Source organism: Streptomyces sp. NPDC048419 (assembly GCF_043200415.1).
Lineage (GTDB): Bacteria > Actinomycetota > Actinomycetes > Streptomycetales > Streptomycetaceae > Streptomyces.
The window spans coordinates 79243-94909 of the sequence record NZ_JBICXT010000013.1; the positions used below are offsets into that span (position 1 = coordinate 79243).

Below are 15667 nucleotides of genomic sequence, written 5' to 3' on the forward strand. Positions count from 1 at the left end.
CCCGGAGGCGACTGCGGGTGAGGTCAGTCGGCGGGACGGTGCTCGACGTTGGCGGTACGGGCCTGCGGCATGGCGACCGCGCCCGGCCGCACCCACTCCAGGCGCACCGGCCGGGTGACGCTGCCGTCCGGAGCGTGCTGAAGGTGCACGCCCAGACCCTTGGCGGCCGTCAGCAGGGCGTCGAAGCGGTAGTCGGGATCGATGTCGAGTGCCATGCCGAGGGCCGCGTCGATCAGGTGCAGTTCGAGCAACTGGCGGGCGAGCTCGCCCTCGTGGGCACGCACGGCCTCCAGGAACTGGCGGTCGACCTGGGTGAAGTGCTCGGGGACGGCGGGCCGGGACATGTACAGCCGCTGGTGGCGGAAGATCCGCGAGTACTGCTGGTTGGTGATCTCGGCCAGCAGGGGCGGGTAGCGGTGCAGGAGGGTGGCGTGGAACTGCAGGTGCGCCTTCTGGAAGTCGCGGGTGCGCCCGGCGAGGCGGTCCATCTCCTCCAGGGCCTCGCCCATGGCCTTGATGTCCTGGTCGGTGATCTCCTTGACCAGGGCCGCGACCAGCGGCGGCTCCATCAACAGCCGTGCCGCGTACGACTGTTCGGCCTGGTCGTGGTGGGCCGGGCTGACCGTCATGCCGCGGTTGGCCTCGGCGATGACGAGCCCGTCGGCCTCCAGGCGATGCAGGGCCTCGCGCAGCGGGGTGCGGCTGACGCTGAGCTCGTCGGCCACGGCCTGCTGGGACAGCCGTATGCCCGGCGCGTAGGTGCCGTCGACGATACGGTCGCGCAGCTCGGTGTAGATCTCCTCCACGGTGCGCCCTGACCTGGCCATCAGTTGCCGTCCTCCTCGTCGGAGCCGAACTGGACCGCGAACAGCTCACTGAACCGCTCCGGGTCCTGGGCGGCGACGATCTCCAGCTGCATGGCGTCCAGCAGGATGCGGTGGCCGCGCTTGGGAACCTCGATCTCCAGCCGCTCGCCCTGCGGCGTGAAGACCTTCCGCAGCCGGACACCGGTGAATTCGTTGCCGATGCCGATCCAGTCGCCGTGACGGACGATGCCGTCGTCTTGTCGGTCACTCATCGTGCGGGCTCCTGTGTCGGCTCGGGTCGGCGGGTGGCGCCGGCGTTCAGTCGGCCGGGGGTGCGGGCGTAGGCGTCGGTGCGGATCTGCTGGAGCACCGGCAGGGCGGCCCTGGCCTTCGCCACCTGCGCGAGGTCGAGTTCGACGACGCGGTGGGCGAAGGGTGCCTCGCCCAGGTCGGCCATGACCTCGCCCCAGGGGGTGACGGCCATGGCGTGCCCGTAGGTGTCGAAGGCGTCGGCGCCGGGCTGCTCGCCGTGGACCGTGGCCGAGGCCACGACGAAGGCGCCGTTCTCGATGGCACGCGAGCGCAGCAGCACGTCCCAGTGGGCGCGCCCGGTGGTGCGGGTGAACGCGGCCGGGACGAGCAGGACTTCGGCGCCCGCGCGGGCGAGGGAGCGGTACAGCTCGGGAAAGCGCACGTCGTAGCAGATGGTGATGCCCACCGTGACGCCGTTCACCTCCAGCAGCAGCGGCTCGGAGCCGGCCTGTTCCACACCGGACGCCTCGAAGGAGCGCCCGTCGATCCGCGCGTCGAACAGGTGAATCTTGTCATAGGCGCCCAGCACCGCCCCGTCATGGCCGATGACGAGCGCGGAGTTGGTGACCCGGTCGGGCCTGCGGTGCTTCATGCCGCCGAGGACCACGACGGTGCCGGCCCGCCGTGCCGCCTCGCGCAGCTCGGTGATCTCCGGGGAGTCGGGGGTGAAGGCGTGCGCGCGCATGTCGCCGCCGGTGCCGAGCATCAGCCCGTTCTCGGGCAGCAGCACGAGATCGGCGCCGTCGGCCGCCGCCCGGGCGACGGCCGTGCGGGCAAGCTCGGTGTTGCGCGCCGGGTCGCCGGTGGCGTGCCACTGGGTCAGGCCGACCCGCAGCAGGCGTCGCTCACTCATCGCGGGCGCCCTGCTGCGGGAGGACCATGTTGACGACGGCCCAGCCGCCGCCGGAGGCCTCCATCGGCTCGTAGGCGTAGACCTCGCCGCGCACACCCGGGCCGACCATGCCCAGCATGATGAGCCAGTTGGGGAACTCGTACTGGCCGTGGTCGAGCAGGGCGTACGGCTCGAGGTTGGCGATGTCGGTGCCGCGGCCGGCCTGGAGCATCTGCAGCAGATAGGTGTCGAACTCCACGTCGGCCTTGCCGAACTTGCCCGGGTCCAGCCAGTGCGACAGGCCGCCGGTGGCCAGCACGGCCACCCGCAGGTCGCGGGATTCCAGGACGTCGCGCAGCACCTCGCCGAAGACGCGGGCGCCGAACGGCGAGAAGGACCGGCCGGGCTGGGTGACGATCGGGACCACCGGCAGGTCCGGGCGGGGCAGCAGCAGCCGCAGCGGCACGATCTGGCCGTGGTCCAGGGGGAATTCGGGGCTCTCCTCCACTTCCAGGCCCTCGGCGCGGATCGCGTTCGCCATCGCCCGGGCGAGCTCCGGCGCCCCGCTCACGGTCAGATCGAGGTCGGGGCGCTTGAAGAACTCCATGGAACCGGAGTACGACGCCCCGGTGCCGATGACGTACGCGCCGGTGCGGAAGGACTGGAAGTGGCAGTCGGCGGTGATCAGCAGGACGTCCGGGTCGGCCGCCGCGAGGTCCTTGCGCAGCCGCTCGTACCCGGCCGTGAGCCGGCCGACCGCGTCCGGCGGGTCGATCTCCGGGCGGGCCAGCAGGTCGGGGACGTGCGAGGCGCCGCCGGCGAAGACCAGGTTGGCCGGGACGTCGGGGTCGGGCAGCGGCGATGTGGTGTCGACGTGGAAGGCGCCCGTGCTGGCCGAGTCGGCCAGGTCGTCGGCGAACCAGCGGCTGACCAGGATGGTCACGCCGTCGGGCAGACCGGCGGAGCGGAGCCGGTCGCGGTCGCCCGCGGCGATGACGCCGGACCATTCGGCGTCGAGGCCGAGGCCGGCGCCGACCGACGTGGCGTCGGCGCGGAAGGAGCGGAGCAGTTCCTGGTCCCGGGCGAGCGTGAGGATCGCCTGCTCCAGAGTGGTGCGGTCCACGGTGCCTCCTTGGGCTGTGGCGGGGGAGGAGGGTCGGGTCAGACGAGCCGGCCGTCGACGACCACGGCCTCACCGTCGATACGGACGGTGCAACCGCGCATCGGGATGTCCAGGTGCGCCGGGGTCTCGCGGTCGGCGAAGCGGTTGGGCCCGGTGGACCACATGAAGTTGCCCGCGGTGGAGCGCAGTTCCTGGCCGTAGAGGCTGCGCGGGTCATAGACGTCGAAGGCGGACCAGCGGGCGGCGGGCAGCAGGCCCCAGCCCATGTGGGAGACGGCGTAGACCTCGTTGTCGTCCCACGCCTCGAAGTAGTCCCGCAGCAGGTGGGCGTCGGCGCCGGTGCCCTCGACCTCGGTGATGAAGCCCTTCTCGACGCTGATGGCGACCTCGTCGCGGACGTAGCGCTGCCAGGGGATGAGCGCGTCGCCGGGCTGCAGGACGATACGGCCCTCGGCGGTGCGGTCGTGCGGGAAGCAGGCGACGAAGCCGCTCGGCCAGTGGTCCCAGCGGTGCTCCTGGTCGACGTAGCCCCACTGGTGGGTGATGGGCAGGTCGCCGCCGCTGATGTCGGCGGTCAGGTCGGTGCCGGCGGCGCTGGTGACGTGCAGGGTGGAGCCGGCCCGCAGCCGGTCGCCGCCCGCCTCGACGGAGGCGCGCAGGGCCTGGTCGCCCATCAGCCGCTCCAGTACGTCGGCGGGTTCGGCGACGAAGAGCATCCGCTTGCCGTTGCCGGTGATGCGGGTGCGGACGTCGGAGTGGATCAGCCCGCCGACGGTGACGTCGACGACCATGTCGCACTCGGCCGCGGCGGCGAGCAGCGCGGGCACTTCGCGGCCGTCGGCCTCGTAGGGCGGCAGCATCGGGTTGGACAGGCTGGAGGCGGTCAGCACCAGGGCGGAGGCGCCGAGGTCGCGGGCGGCGGCGACGGCCGCCTCGACGTACTCGCCCTTCTGGCCGAGTTCGGCGATGACGGCCACCTGCTGGTCGGTGCCGACGTGGCACAGACGCAGCTGCTCGACGAAGAGTTCGCGCAGGGTACGGGGCATGGCGGGGGTCCTTTCGGGTGCGTGGACGAGGGGGGCCGCGGGGGAGCGGCTACGGCAGGGAGCGGACGGCGCCGCCGTCGACGGTCAGCGAGGCTCCGGTGGTGAACGAGGAGCGCGGTGAGGCGAGGAAGGCCACGGTGTCGGCGATCTCCTCGGCCTCGGCCCAGCGGCCGAGTGGGATGTCCTTCACGACCTTGTCGATCTCCTCGTCCTCGGTGGTCCGGTTGGCGGCGGACTTGGCGGCGACGATGTCGCGCATCCGGTCGGTGCCGGTGGCGCCCGGCATCACCTGCACGACCCGCACCCCGAAGGGGGCGACCTCGGCGGCCAGTTGCTTGGCCATGGCGGCGACCGCGGAGCGGAACGAGGAGGAGAGCACTCCGCCGGGGGCGGGCTGGCGCACCCAGGTGGAGGTGAGGAAGACGATGCAGCCGCCGCCCTGCTGTGCCATCTGCCGCGCGCCGGCCCGGGCGAGCTGTACGGCGGGGCGCAGCAGCAGGTCGTAGCCCGCCGCCCAGTCCTCGTCGGTGGTGTCGAGGAACGGGCCGAGGCGCGGTCCCGCGGTGTTGACGACCAGGACGTCGACGCGGCCGTGCTCGGCGACGACGTCCGGCACGAACCGGGCCGTCGCCGCCGCGTCGGACAGGTCCAGCTTCACGGGCAGGACGCGGCCGGGACCGGTCTGCGGTACGGCCGGGGCGGTGCGGGAGGCGGCCACCGCGGTCGCTCCCTCGGCGGCGAACCGGCGGGCGACGGCGGCCCCGATCCCGCGGCTGGCGGCGGTGACGGCGGCGACATGGCCGGTGAGGCCGAGATCCATGGGTGTTCCCTCCTGGGTGGTGCCGGTGTCCGGTGCGGTGACGCGGGTCAGTCCTCGGTCAGGGTGATGGCCTTCTCGGGGCAGTCGGCCAGCGCGGCGCGGGCGGACTCGAGGGCCTCGGCGGGGACGGTTCCGTCGCCCACCACGGCGGCGTAGCCCCACTCGTCGAGCTGGAAGACCGACGGGCAGATCTCCGTGCAGGTCCCGTAGGCGTTGCATTTGGTCGCGTCGACTGCGGCTTTCATCTGATGGCTCCTCACTTTCGGTCACGGCAGGGCCGGGAAGACTTCCGGGTATTGGGTGACGGCGGAGCGGGCCAGGGTGGCCGCCCCGTCCAGGAAGGCGCACGCGCCGCGGCGGGGCAGGGTCTGCCCCCAACGGGCGAGGCGGCCGGTGTCGTCCGCGGTGCCGGCTCCGTCGGCGAGCCGGGCGAAGGTGTCCCGGATCGCCTTGGTGCCGTTGACGCACACGCCGCACTGCGCGGCGGACTCGCGGGCGTACCAGACGGACAGTTCGGCGGCGACGCGCAGCGGGGAGTCGTCCGTGCCGAGGGCGGTGATGGCCCCGCAGCCCAGGCCGCTGCCCAGGGTGCGCAGCGCGTCGTAGCAGCAGGCGGTGGCGAGGTGGTCGTGGCGCAGCATGCCGCCGAACCAGCCGCCCATCAGCACGCCGTGCACCCCGTCGGCGAGGCCGCCGCCGACCTCGTCGAAGAGCTGCCGCACCGTCAGGCCCAGCGGGACCTCGTACACGCCGGGCCGGGCGCAGGCGCCGCCCAGGGTGACCAGGGTGGTGCCCGGCGAGGTGTCGGTGCCTTCGGCGCGGTAGGCCTCGGCGCCGTGCCGGGCGATCCAGGCGGCGTGCGCCAGCGTCTCGACGTTGCTGACGAGGGTGGGCCGGCCGTCGACGCCGCTCTCGTGCGGGCGCGGTGGTTTGGCGGTGGGCAGCGCGGGGCCGCCGCTGATTGAGCGGCACACCGCGCTCTCCTCGCCTGCCACGTAGGTGGGTTCCACGGTGTGGATCTCCACGCGGTGGGCGCGTTCGTCGCCGTCCGCGGCGAGTTCGTCGAGCGCCGTGCGGACGGCCTGGACGGTCTCCGGGTGCGAGAGGTAGACGACGGCGCGGTCGGCGCCGACGGTGCGGGCGGCGTGCAGCAGCCCGTCCAGGACGAGGTGCGGGCGGCGGGTGAGCAGCCAGCGGTCCTTGGCGGAGGCGGGTTCGCCCTCCTCGCCGTTGGCGACGACCACGCGGGGGCCCTCGCCGGCGGCGACGCCGCGCCACTTGAGGTGGGCGGGGAAGGCGGCGCCACCCCGGCCGCGCAGCCCGGAGGCTTCAAGAGTGTCGAGGAATACGGCGGGGTCGGCGTCGTACACGCGGGGCAGGTAGGTGCCCAGGTCGTGTTCGGCGTCCAGGCCGAGCGGGGCGTCCGCGGCGCCGGGGACGACCAGCCGGGGGGTGATCGCGGGGTGGGCGGCCGCGGTGAGGGTGGCGCCGGTGTGGGCCAGGGTCGGGGCGGCGGTCATGAGGCGGCCCTCCCGGTCGACGGATCGGGCAGGAGGGACAGGGCGTGTTGCAGGCCGACGACGTCCGCGTACTTGGCGTCGATGTCGAACAGGCTCGCCTCGTGCGGTGCCGCGGCGCGGTCGCCCACGCAGTCGGCGACGACGAAGGCCGGGTAGCCGGCCGCGCAGGCGTCCACGGCGGTGGCGCGGACGCAGCCCGAGGTGGTGGCCCCGGTGACGATCAGGCTGTCGGCGCCGAGGGAGGTCAGCAGGGCGGTGAGTCCGGTGCCGGCGAAGGCGGACGCGGCGCGCTTGACCACGAGGGGTTCGTGCCCCGTGCGGCCGAGTCGCTCGTCCGTCTCGACCCAACGGCTGCCCTCGGCAAGGATTTTGAGGGCCGGCATCTTGCGCAGCCACAGCGTGCCCTCGACGCCGTCGGCGGCGAACGCGATGGTCGTGAACACCACAGGGGTGTCGGTGGCCCGGGCCCGGTCGAGCAGGGTGCGGGTGGCGGCGACGACGGCGTCCAGGTCGCTGCCGGGCGGGCAGTCGGGGTCGGTGAAGCCGTTGATCAGGTCGACGACCAGGAGGGCCGGCCGGCGTCCGGGGGTGAGCCGGCCGCCGAGGCCACGCGCCGCGTAGAGGTCCTTGACCGCGGAGGGGGTGCTCACAGGTCGTCACCTCCCGCCGGTGCGGCCAGACCGCGGGCGAGCAGTCCCGAGTCGGCCACCAGCACCGAGCCGGTGACGGCCGCGGTGTCCGCCGCCGAGGCGAGGGTGACGTACAGGCCGGCCAGGTCGTCTCCGGTGGGTATCCGGTGCAGCGGCAGGGCGTCCTCGGTGCCGGGCAGGACGGCGTCGCGCGTGCCCTGTCCGAGGGCGCCGATGCCTGTCATGACGGTGGGCAGGACGCCGGGCGCGACCGCGTTGACCCGCACCTTGGGGGCGAGTTCGTGGGCGAGCTGCTTGACCACGCCCAGCACGGCGTGCTTGGAGGAGGTGTAGAGCACTCCGCCGCCGGCGGCCGCGTAGGAGGCGTAGGAGCCGGTGAGCACGACCCGGCCGCGGGTGGCGATCAGGTCGTCCAGCGCGGCGCGGAGGTTGACCAGGATCGAGCCGACGTTGATGCGCCAGCACTCCTGCAGGGCCTCGGCCAGCTGCTCGCCGGGCAGGTCCACCAGGCGCACGTTGTGGTCGTACACGCCGACGCAGGAGGTGTAGACGTCGATCGGGCCGAAGTGGCGGTGGGCGGTGTCCACCATCTCCACGGAGGTCTTCCAGTCGGAGGCGTCGCCCGCGACCACGGCCAGTCCGGCGGGGCGGCCGAGCCGGTCGGCGAGTTCCCGGAGCGGATCCGGTCGCAGGTCGGCGGCGACCACGCGGGCGCCCTCGGCGAGGTAGCGGCGCACGACCGCCGAGCCGAGGCCGCCGGCCGCTCCCGTGACCAGGGCGACCTGCCCGTCAAGCCTGCTGCTCATGGCTGCCCTTCGCCTCCTGCGGGGCGCCGTCCCGGCTCTCGGGGAAGACCAGGTCGGGCCAGGTGCCGGGAGCGGCGCGCATCATGTCGGCGTAGAAGGCGTACATGTTGCGCTGCACGCCCTCCTCGTAGCGGGTCCACTGGACGCGGCCGGGGCCCGGCCAGTCCTTGACCGGCTCGGAGATGCCGATGCCGGGCTTGCCCATCTCGTAGTTGAGCTGGAAGTCGAGGAGTTCGGCGGCGGTGGAGCGGCCGGTGCGGCCGACGGTGATCCACGGCTCGGTGTCGTCGACCTCGAAGGCGCCACCCATGGAGAAAGTGCCGAGACCCGCACGGTAGGCGCGGTCCTTCTGCTCGGGGGTGAGGTTCTTGTAGGCGGCGAACCAGTTCCACACCTCGACCTGGCCGGGGCCGTGCGGCTGCCAGGTGCGCAGGGTGAGGATGCCGGTCGGCGCGTGGTGGGCGCCGTCCTCGGTCATGGGCAGGGCGAGGAGGGAGAAGTTGGGGAAGACATTGGCGACCATGACGCGCGAGCGCTGGGCGACCGAGAGCTGTTCGGCGCTGATCCTGCTGGTGTCGAAGGTCTGCGCCAGTTCCTCGGGGAAGCCGAAGAACTTCGGGCCGGGCTCGTTCTCGTCCGGGGCCATCGAGAAGGACAGCGAGTGCCCGGGGGAGGCCTGGATGTGATAGCCCATCATGTTCTCCCGGAACGGCACCGGGAAGGCGCCGATCTCCCACACCGAGCGGTGCAGGGTGCCCAGGTGGTAGTCGTCGCCGGAGAAGTTGTCCGCGCCGGACTTCCAGTTGGCGTCGATCACGAAGCGCTGCGGCGGGCCCAGCACCTCCATGCCGTGCTCGTTGAGCCCGAAGAGCAGGTCCAGGTACCAGGCCATGCCGCCCAGGTACTCCTTGAGCGGGGGCGCGCTCTCGTCCAGGGTGGCGAAGACGAGCCCCTGGTAGGAGTCGGCCTGGGCGGCCTTGACCAGGCCGTTGCCCTCCTTGGACATGCCGCCGAAGGCGTTGCGCCACAGCGGGGCGCCCACCAGGTTGCCCTTGGTGTTGTACGTCCAGCCGTGGTACGGGCAGCGGAAGTGGGAGGTGTTGCCGGAGTCCGCGCGGCACACCTGGACGCCGCGGTGCCGGCAGGCGTCGAACAGGACGTTGACGCCGCCCTCTTCGTCGCGCACGACGATGAAGTTGTCCTCGCCGATCTTCCGCAGGACGTAGTCGCCCTTGGCGGGTATCTCGGACTCGTGGGCGAGGAACACCCAGCAGCGTCCGAAGACGTTGCGCAGTTCCTGGCGGTAGAGGTCGGGGTTGCCGAAGATGGTGGCCGGGATGCTGCCCCGGTCGGCGCCCTCGGCGACCGCGTCCAGCAGCCGGCCGGTGTCGGTGTGGCTCGTCATGATGGGTTCCTCGCTCAGAAGAAGATCGCCAGGTTGTGCGTGCGGATGACGGTCAGGTCGAGCAGGACGTCGCGGCGCAGCAGCATGAACCGGCCGTCCTCGCGGCGCAGCAGGTCGACGCGCTCGCCGGACAGCAGCTGCGGGACGCTCTGGTCCTGGCGGGTGCGGTGCAGCAGCAGGTTGCTGCGCACCTCGACGGTGTCGGGCTCCTCGGTGGCGCGGACCCGGACGTTGGTGACGAAGTGCCGGATGCGGGAGGGCGGGTCCTCCGCCCAGGCGTACTGGGTCTCGTTGCGGGCGACCCGGCTGCCGAGCGAGCCGTAGCTCTCCAGCAGGTGGTAGGTGTCCTTGGCGAAGCCGCGTCCGCGGGCCCGCTCCACCGTCTGCCGCAGTGGCACGGTGTAGGTGATGTCGCGGCTGACCATGGTCTCGAGCCACTCGCGCTCGCGGAGATCGTCCAGTAGTTCGGCCTCGGTGTGGATCCAGTCGAGGACCTCCGCGTAGAGCGCGGTGTCCGCCGGGACCCGGGACAGTGTCGAGTCCATCCGTCACACTCCTCCGGTGGGTTGAACACACTTTTGCATGCACTTTTGTGTGCGGCAAGACCTGGCGCGGAATTCTGCGTGTCCGCGGACCCGCGTACCCGGCCATTCTCGCCGCGGCGGCGCGCCCGTGCAGGGCGTGCCGCAGCCCGGCCCCGCCCCGTTCGACGGGGCCTGGGCGGGCCGCCGGGACACCGGCGGCAGCAGGGCCGGGGTCAGATCAGGCGGGCCGCGAAGAACGCCGTGTGCAGGGCGTCGTAGACCCGCCCCGGCGCCGTGGCCGAACCGATGGCCGTGACCGGTACGCCCGCCTTTTCGACCTCGGCCGCCAGGGTGCCGGACGACGGCTCCCGGCCGAGGGCGAGCAGCACCGCGTCCGCCTCCACGGCCTCCTCGGTACCGTCCGCGCGGCGCACGCGCACGCCCTTGGCCTCGACGGCGACGACCTCGGCACCGGTCCGCACCTCGACGCCCGTCTCGTCGAGACGGCTGGGCAGCACCAGCGCGTCGTACTTGACCTCGTCGCCGCGCAGCAGGCCCTCGCCGGCTTCGAGTACGACGACGGAGGTGCCGGACAGCTCGGCCAGCCGCAGGGCCGATTCGCAGCCCTGGAAGCCGCCGCCGACCACCACCACACGCCGCCCCGCCAGGTCCTCGCGCCGGGCCGTGATGTCGGCCGGGGACAGCACCAGGGCAGCCTCGGCGACGGGGCCGGTGAAGGTGCGCTGCGGAGCCCCGGTCGCGACCACGACCTCGTCGAACCCGCCGGTGACGGCGGCGTCCGCGGCCACCTGGCGGACTTCGATCCCCCGCCGGGTCACCTCGTGCACCAGGTGCTCGCGCAACCCGGCGAGGTCCTGCTTCACGGTCGATCCGAGAGCGTGGTTGAGCGCTCCGCCCAGCTCGCCGGGCTCGAAGAGGACGACCGTGTGGCCGCGGTCGTGCAGGATCGCGGCGGCGCGCAGTCCGGCCGGTCCGCCTCCGGCGACGGCCACCCGCTTGGGCACCGGGGCCGTGCCGATCGGGAACCGGCCCTCCTCCGTGACCTCGGGGTTGACCGTGCAGCCCGTACTGCGTTTCTGGTCCAGGCCGCGCTCCAGGCAGCCGTCGTTGCAGCGGATACAGGGCACGATCTCCAGCTGGCGGCCCTCGCGGGCCTTGTTCGCCCAGTCCGGGTCGGCCAGCATGGCGCGGCCCAGCGAGACGAAGTCGGCGCTGGAGGAGGTGAGGATCTCGTCGGCGATCTCGGGTGTGATCAGCGAGCCCGAGGCGATCACCGGGATGGACACCGCGTCCTTGATCGTCTCCCAGCCCCAGCGGTGCGGCTGCCGCGGCATGTACCAGGAGCTGACCTCCCACTGCTGCAGGGCGTGGTGCCCGCCCGAGGCGTGGATGACGTCGACGCCGTGCTGCTCCAGCAGCCGGCACAGCTCCACGGTCTCCTCGAGCACGATGCCGTCCGGCTCGTAGTCGGTCACCGACAGCCGCACGCTGAGCGGGAAGCTGCGCGGCACCCGGTCCCGGACGCTGTCGACGATCTCCAGCAGGATCCGGGCGCGGTTCTCGAAGGAGCCGCCGTACTCGTCGGTGCGGTCGTTGGTGTGCGGGGAAAGGAAGTTGGTGATCATGTAGCCGTGCCCGGCGTGGACCTCCACCAGGTCGAACCGCGCCATGTACGCGCGCTGCGCGGCCTCGCCGAAGCTGCGCACCACCCCGGCGATCTCGTCGACGGTCAGCGGTGTCGGGACCACGCCGAACGGCATCTCGGCCACCTCCCAGGAGGAGGTCGAGGCCGACTTCATCGGGCTGGTGCCCAAAAAGCGCTGGCGTCCGGCGTGCACCAGCTGCAGCCCGACCGCCGCGCCGGTCGAACGGACCTCGTCGGCGAGCAGGCCGAGGCCGGGGACGTGGTCCTGCCGGCTGGCCCCGGGCTGGCCGTGGATGGACTTGCTGGCGTCGTCGTCGACGTAGGTGTACTCGACCATCACCAGGCCGGTGCCGCCCTCACCGAGCCGCCGGTAGTGGCTGACCGTGCGCTCGCTGACGGTGCCGTCCGGGTTGCAGGTGGCCGTGGTGTTGGGGGACTTCACGACGCGGTTGCGCAGGGTCAGGTCCCCGATCGCGCCGGTGCGGAACAGGCTGTCGAAAGCCATTCTGTCTACCTTCTTCTGTCGGGGGAGGTCAGGAGCGTCCGGGCACGAGGCTCGCCGTGGCGCAGGCGTCGCAGACCGCCGCTCCGCCCGCCGCCGGCTCGCGGTCCATCTCCAGGACGACGTATGCCTTCTCGCAGCGGTGGCACTCGGCCCAGGTGCCGGCCGGTTCGGCCACCTCGGCGCGCGGGTCGGGCCGGTCCGGGACGGCCGGCGGGCGCAGCTTCACGGCGATCGCGTACAGCACCGCGCTGACGACCAGCGCCACCAGCGGCGCCGCTCCGGCGAGCGCCGCGGGCACGCCGTGCGCCTCGGCGAGGAAGATGCCGACGGCGGAGGCGAGCACCCAGGCCGCGAGCCCCCAGGTGACCCGGGGCAGGCGCAGCGCGCGGAACTCCGGCCCGGCCGCGCGGTCCTGCGGCACCAGCACGTAGTGCGTCAGCGCGATGCCGACCCAGCTGACCAGGAACACGCCCTGCCAGGTCAGCGCGGACTGCAGATAGCTGAAGACGTCGGTCAGCATCAGCAGGAACACCACGGCCGAGGTGGCGACGACCAGCAGGGCGCGGTTGAGCCGGACGCCGGTCAGGTCCCTGATCAGCCGTCCCCAGTTCGCGGACGACAGGTAGTAGTTGATGCTGTTGATCCTGGCCTGGGACACCACGATCAGAAGCAGCCCGGCCACTCCGAGGCTCGCGATGATCGCCTGCACCACGCCGGTCTCGGCGCTGGGCTGGTCCGGGATGGCCGCGCGGACGAGGAAGATGCCGGCCGCGCCGTTCGCGGCGAACAGCCAGATGTAGAAGACCCAGCCGAAGGTGACCTTGCGGTGGAAGCCCTCGTCCTCGACCTTGGCGAAGCGCGCGAAGTCCGCCGTGACCGGCATGCACAGGTAGATGCCCATGTAGAGGATCGCGCCCAGCAGCCAGCCGGGCAGGGCCCGTGCCTGCGGCGGGACGACCCCGCCGAAGGAGAGCCAGTCCGAGGCGCCCGGGAAGCGGACGGCGGCGAACACGACGGCCGCGATGATGCCCACGACGTAGAGCGGCAGCAGGATGCCGTTCAGCCGTGCCATCCAGGTCTGCACGCCGCCGAGCATCAGCGGCAGCATGGCGACGACGATGATCGCGTACCAGATGCGGATGTCCCAGCTCGGCGTGTAGTGGCCGAACGCGACCGCGAGCGTGCTGCTCTCGAAGACCGCGTAGTAGGTGGCGTTGGCGGCGATGAGCAGGGCGGTGAGCGAGGCGCCGAGCACGCCGAACATCCGGCGCGAGAGCAGGGTGCTGTTCAGGCCGCTGCGCAGACTCCACCGGGTGAACAGGGCGTTGATCAGGGAGTACGTCACGACGGAGACACCGATGGCGATGAGCGCGTCGACGGTGCCGTACAGGCTGGCCGCCAGGGCGCCGTAGAACAGCCAGACCATCGCGCTGAGCAGGGACCAGAACGACATCGTCAGCTGCCAGCGCCCGACGCGGGCGGTCAGCGGGACCAGATGGTTGCTGTAGTCGTCGGCGCGCTGCTCGGCCACGACGGCGGGGTCGTCGGTGGATCTCGTCCGCAGCGGTGAGAGGGAGACTTCCGGGGCTAGCGACATGGCCGCTCCTGAGGGAGGGAGGTCGGGAGTGCACACTAAAGTGCATGCAGAAGTGAATACTTTGCATCCCGGGGAGGTCCCGTCAATGGGTGTGCCGATGATTTTCCGGGGGTGGAGCGGGGCCGGTGATCGGGGCGGTCGGTGCCGGACGCGGCAGTGATCATGGGGTTGTTGATCTCCGGGAAGGGGTCGGCGGGCCGCCGTGGGCGGTCGCGGTGCCGAGCACGACGCCCACGTCCCCGGTGTCGGCCGGGCGGCAGCCACACCTCGGTGCTGAGATCGCTCAGCGGCAGCCGGTCCCAGCCGCTGTGCGGTAGCGGGCGATCGCGCACACCCGGCCGGTCCTCGGCACGGACGCCGTCATTGTGCCGTTCCCGCGGGGGTGTTGCCCGCGCCGATGAGGTCGGCCGCCTTCTCCGCGGCCATGATCGTGGGCGCGTTGGTGTTGCCGCGCGTCACCGCCGGGAACACGGACGCGTCCACGACCCGCAGACCCGCCACGCCGAACACGCGCAGCTCGGGATCGACCACGGCGCCGATCGCACAGGTCGACGTCGGGTGGTACAGCGTCTGCCCGGTGCGCTGCGCCCAGGCCAGCAGGTCGGCGTCCGCATCCGAGGCCGGCATCTCCCCGAACGGACCGGTGACCAGGTCGGTCACGGCCTGCTGCGCCGCGATGTCCAGGGCGATCCGTATCCCGGCGACGATGCAGTCCCGGTCCTCGGCCGTCGTCAGGTAGTTGTGCACGATCCGGGGCGCGGCGTCCGGGCGCGGGGAGCGCAGGGTCACCGCCCCGCGGCTGGTCGGGGAGAGCACGCACGGACCGAAGGCGAAACCGTGCTCGGCGACCGGGCCGAGCCCCTCCTGGTGGAAGAGCACGGGCGCCGCGTGGAACTGCACGTCGGGCGCGGCCAGCCGCTCACGGCTGCGGAAGAACCCGCCGGCCTCACCGATGTTGGAGGTCAGCGGGCCGCGGCCCTCGCCCTGCAGCAGCGCGGCGTTCTCCGGACTCGCCGCGCTGATCAGCGACTCGGCGTCGGTGCGGAAGTTCAGCAGCGCCATGTAGTGGTCCTGCAGCCCCTGACCGACCGGCAGGTCCCCTACGACCTCGATGCCGAACGCGGACAGAACCGCGGCCGGCCCGATCCCGGACAGCATCAGCAGCTTCGGCGACTCGTAGGCGCCCGCGGACAGGATGACCTCGCGCTCGGCGCGGACCACCTCGACGGCGCCGCCCCGCTCCACCTCCACACCGGCCGCCCGGCCGCCCTCGACCACCACGCGCAGGGCGCGCGCCGCGGACAGCACGGTCAGGTTCGGCCGCTCGAGCGCGGGATGCAGATAGGCGACGGCGGTGCTGCAGCGCATGCCCCCACGCTGCGTCAACTGGTAGCGCCCGACACCGAATTGGGACTCGCCGTTGAAGTCGTCATTGGCCTTGTGCCCGGCCTGCTGGGCGGCTTGCACGAAGGCCGAGGCGAGCGGATGCCCAGACCGTCCCTCACTGACCGTCAACGGCCCGCCCACACCGTGGAATTCGTCCTCACCGCACTCGTTGTCCTCGGAGCGCCGGAAGTACGGCAGGACCTCGTCGTACGACCAACCGGTGGCCCCGGCCGCCGCCCAGCCGTCGTAGTCGGCGCGGCTGCCCCTGATGTAGATCATCGCGTTCATCGAGCTGGAGCCGCCGAACACCTTGCCCCGGGGCAGATATCCGCGCCGCCCGCCGATCCCCGGCTCCGGCTCGGTGTCCAGGTCCCAGTCGAGGTCGGACTTGAACAACTGAGGGAACGCGGCCGGGACATGGATGTCCGGAGAGGTGTCGGGGCCGCCCGCCTCGATCACCGCCACCAGGACCCCCGGGTCCTGCGACAGCCGCCCCGCGAGAACGCAGCCCGCGGATCCGGCGCCGACGATGACGTAGTCGTACGTGTTCATGTCCATCCCCTTCGATCGCGAGTACAGGTGCCGTAGGCCCGCCCGCCGGCGGCGAACTTCAGGGCGCGGTCCCCGACGGGCCCGTTGCACATGGCCTGCGCTGAGGTCCATGTACGG

At 72.4% G+C, this 15667-nt stretch carries 15 protein-coding genes; all 15 read right to left on the reverse strand.

All coding sequences use genetic code 11. The features are described from left to right. Nucleotides 1-23 precede the first annotated feature (23 nt). The 15 genes from ACGFYN_RS26015 to ACGFYN_RS26085 all read right to left on the reverse strand — a co-directional run bounded on the left by ACGFYN_RS26015 (nucleotide 24) and on the right by ACGFYN_RS26085 (nucleotide 15550). Nucleotides 24-827 (reverse strand): GntR family transcriptional regulator, encoded by an 804-nt coding sequence (locus tag ACGFYN_RS26015; RefSeq protein ID WP_393868261.1) that lies wholly within the window; start codon nucleotides 825-827, stop codon nucleotides 24-26. Beyond that, nucleotides 827-1078 carry a dihydrodiol dehydrogenase gene (locus ACGFYN_RS26020; RefSeq protein ID WP_393868262.1) on the reverse strand — a complete coding sequence of 84 codons (252 nt, stop codon included), beginning with the start codon at nucleotides 1076-1078 and terminating at the stop codon, nucleotides 827-829. Before ACGFYN_RS26020 ends, ACGFYN_RS26015 begins: the two co-directional genes overlap by 1 nt. Continuing rightward, nucleotides 1075-1971: a nitrilase-related carbon-nitrogen hydrolase gene (locus ACGFYN_RS26025; protein ID WP_393868263.1), complete on the reverse strand. Its 897-nt coding sequence runs from the start codon at nucleotides 1969-1971 to the stop codon at nucleotides 1075-1077. Before ACGFYN_RS26025 ends, ACGFYN_RS26020 begins: the two co-directional genes overlap by 4 nt. Further along, entirely contained in the window at nucleotides 1964-3073 is a 1110-nt protein-coding gene (locus tag ACGFYN_RS26030) for a hypothetical protein (protein WP_393868264.1), read from the reverse strand. The genes ACGFYN_RS26025 and ACGFYN_RS26030 overlap by 8 nt, the downstream gene beginning before the upstream one ends. Nucleotides 3074-3111: 38 nt before the next feature. Next, on the reverse strand, nucleotides 3112-4119 hold the full coding sequence (locus ACGFYN_RS26035) for a hypothetical protein (RefSeq protein ID WP_393868265.1): 1008 nt from the start codon (nucleotides 4117-4119) through the stop codon (nucleotides 3112-3114). 49 nt (nucleotides 4120-4168) lie between these two features. Beyond that, a complete protein-coding gene (locus tag ACGFYN_RS26040) occupies nucleotides 4169-4939 on the reverse strand; it encodes an SDR family oxidoreductase (protein WP_393868266.1) in 771 nt (256 codons plus the stop codon). 47 nt (nucleotides 4940-4986) lie between these two features. Beyond that, nucleotides 4987-5184: a ferredoxin gene (locus ACGFYN_RS26045; protein ID WP_393868267.1), complete on the reverse strand. Its 198-nt coding sequence runs from the start codon at nucleotides 5182-5184 to the stop codon at nucleotides 4987-4989. A 21-nt stretch (nucleotides 5185-5205) separates the two neighbouring features. After that, complete coding sequence (locus ACGFYN_RS26050) at nucleotides 5206-6459, reverse strand: NADH-ubiquinone oxidoreductase-F iron-sulfur binding region domain-containing protein (RefSeq protein ID WP_393868268.1); 1254 nt, start codon at nucleotides 6457-6459, stop codon at nucleotides 5206-5208. Then, complete coding sequence (locus ACGFYN_RS26055) at nucleotides 6456-7109, reverse strand: isochorismatase family protein (protein ID WP_393868269.1); 654 nt, start codon at nucleotides 7107-7109, stop codon at nucleotides 6456-6458. The genes ACGFYN_RS26050 and ACGFYN_RS26055 overlap by 4 nt, the downstream gene beginning before the upstream one ends. After that, nucleotides 7106-7915, reverse strand: coding sequence for an SDR family oxidoreductase (locus ACGFYN_RS26060; RefSeq protein ID WP_393868270.1), 810 nt, complete (start codon nucleotides 7913-7915; stop codon nucleotides 7106-7108). Before ACGFYN_RS26060 ends, ACGFYN_RS26055 begins: the two co-directional genes overlap by 4 nt. Continuing rightward, nucleotides 7899-9320 (reverse strand): Rieske 2Fe-2S domain-containing protein, encoded by a 1422-nt coding sequence (locus ACGFYN_RS26065; protein ID WP_393868271.1) that lies wholly within the window; start codon nucleotides 9318-9320, stop codon nucleotides 7899-7901. Before ACGFYN_RS26065 ends, ACGFYN_RS26060 begins: the two co-directional genes overlap by 17 nt. 14 nt (nucleotides 9321-9334) lie before the next feature. Next, nucleotides 9335-9865 (reverse strand): aromatic-ring-hydroxylating dioxygenase subunit beta, encoded by a 531-nt coding sequence (locus tag ACGFYN_RS26070; protein ID WP_393868272.1) that lies wholly within the window; start codon nucleotides 9863-9865, stop codon nucleotides 9335-9337. Between the two features lie 212 nt (nucleotides 9866-10077). Next, nucleotides 10078-12015, reverse strand: a complete 1938-nt coding sequence (locus tag ACGFYN_RS26075) for an FAD-dependent oxidoreductase (RefSeq protein WP_393868273.1) — start codon at nucleotides 12013-12015, stop codon at nucleotides 10078-10080. Between the two features lie 28 nt (nucleotides 12016-12043). Further along, nucleotides 12044-13612: a purine-cytosine permease family protein gene (locus ACGFYN_RS26080; RefSeq protein ID WP_393868274.1), complete on the reverse strand. Its 1569-nt coding sequence runs from the start codon at nucleotides 13610-13612 to the stop codon at nucleotides 12044-12046. A gap of 360 nt (nucleotides 13613-13972) precedes the next feature. Further along, nucleotides 13973-15550 (reverse strand): GMC family oxidoreductase, encoded by a 1578-nt coding sequence (locus ACGFYN_RS26085; protein WP_393868275.1) that lies wholly within the window; start codon nucleotides 15548-15550, stop codon nucleotides 13973-13975. Between the last annotated feature and the right edge of the window lie 117 nt (nucleotides 15551-15667).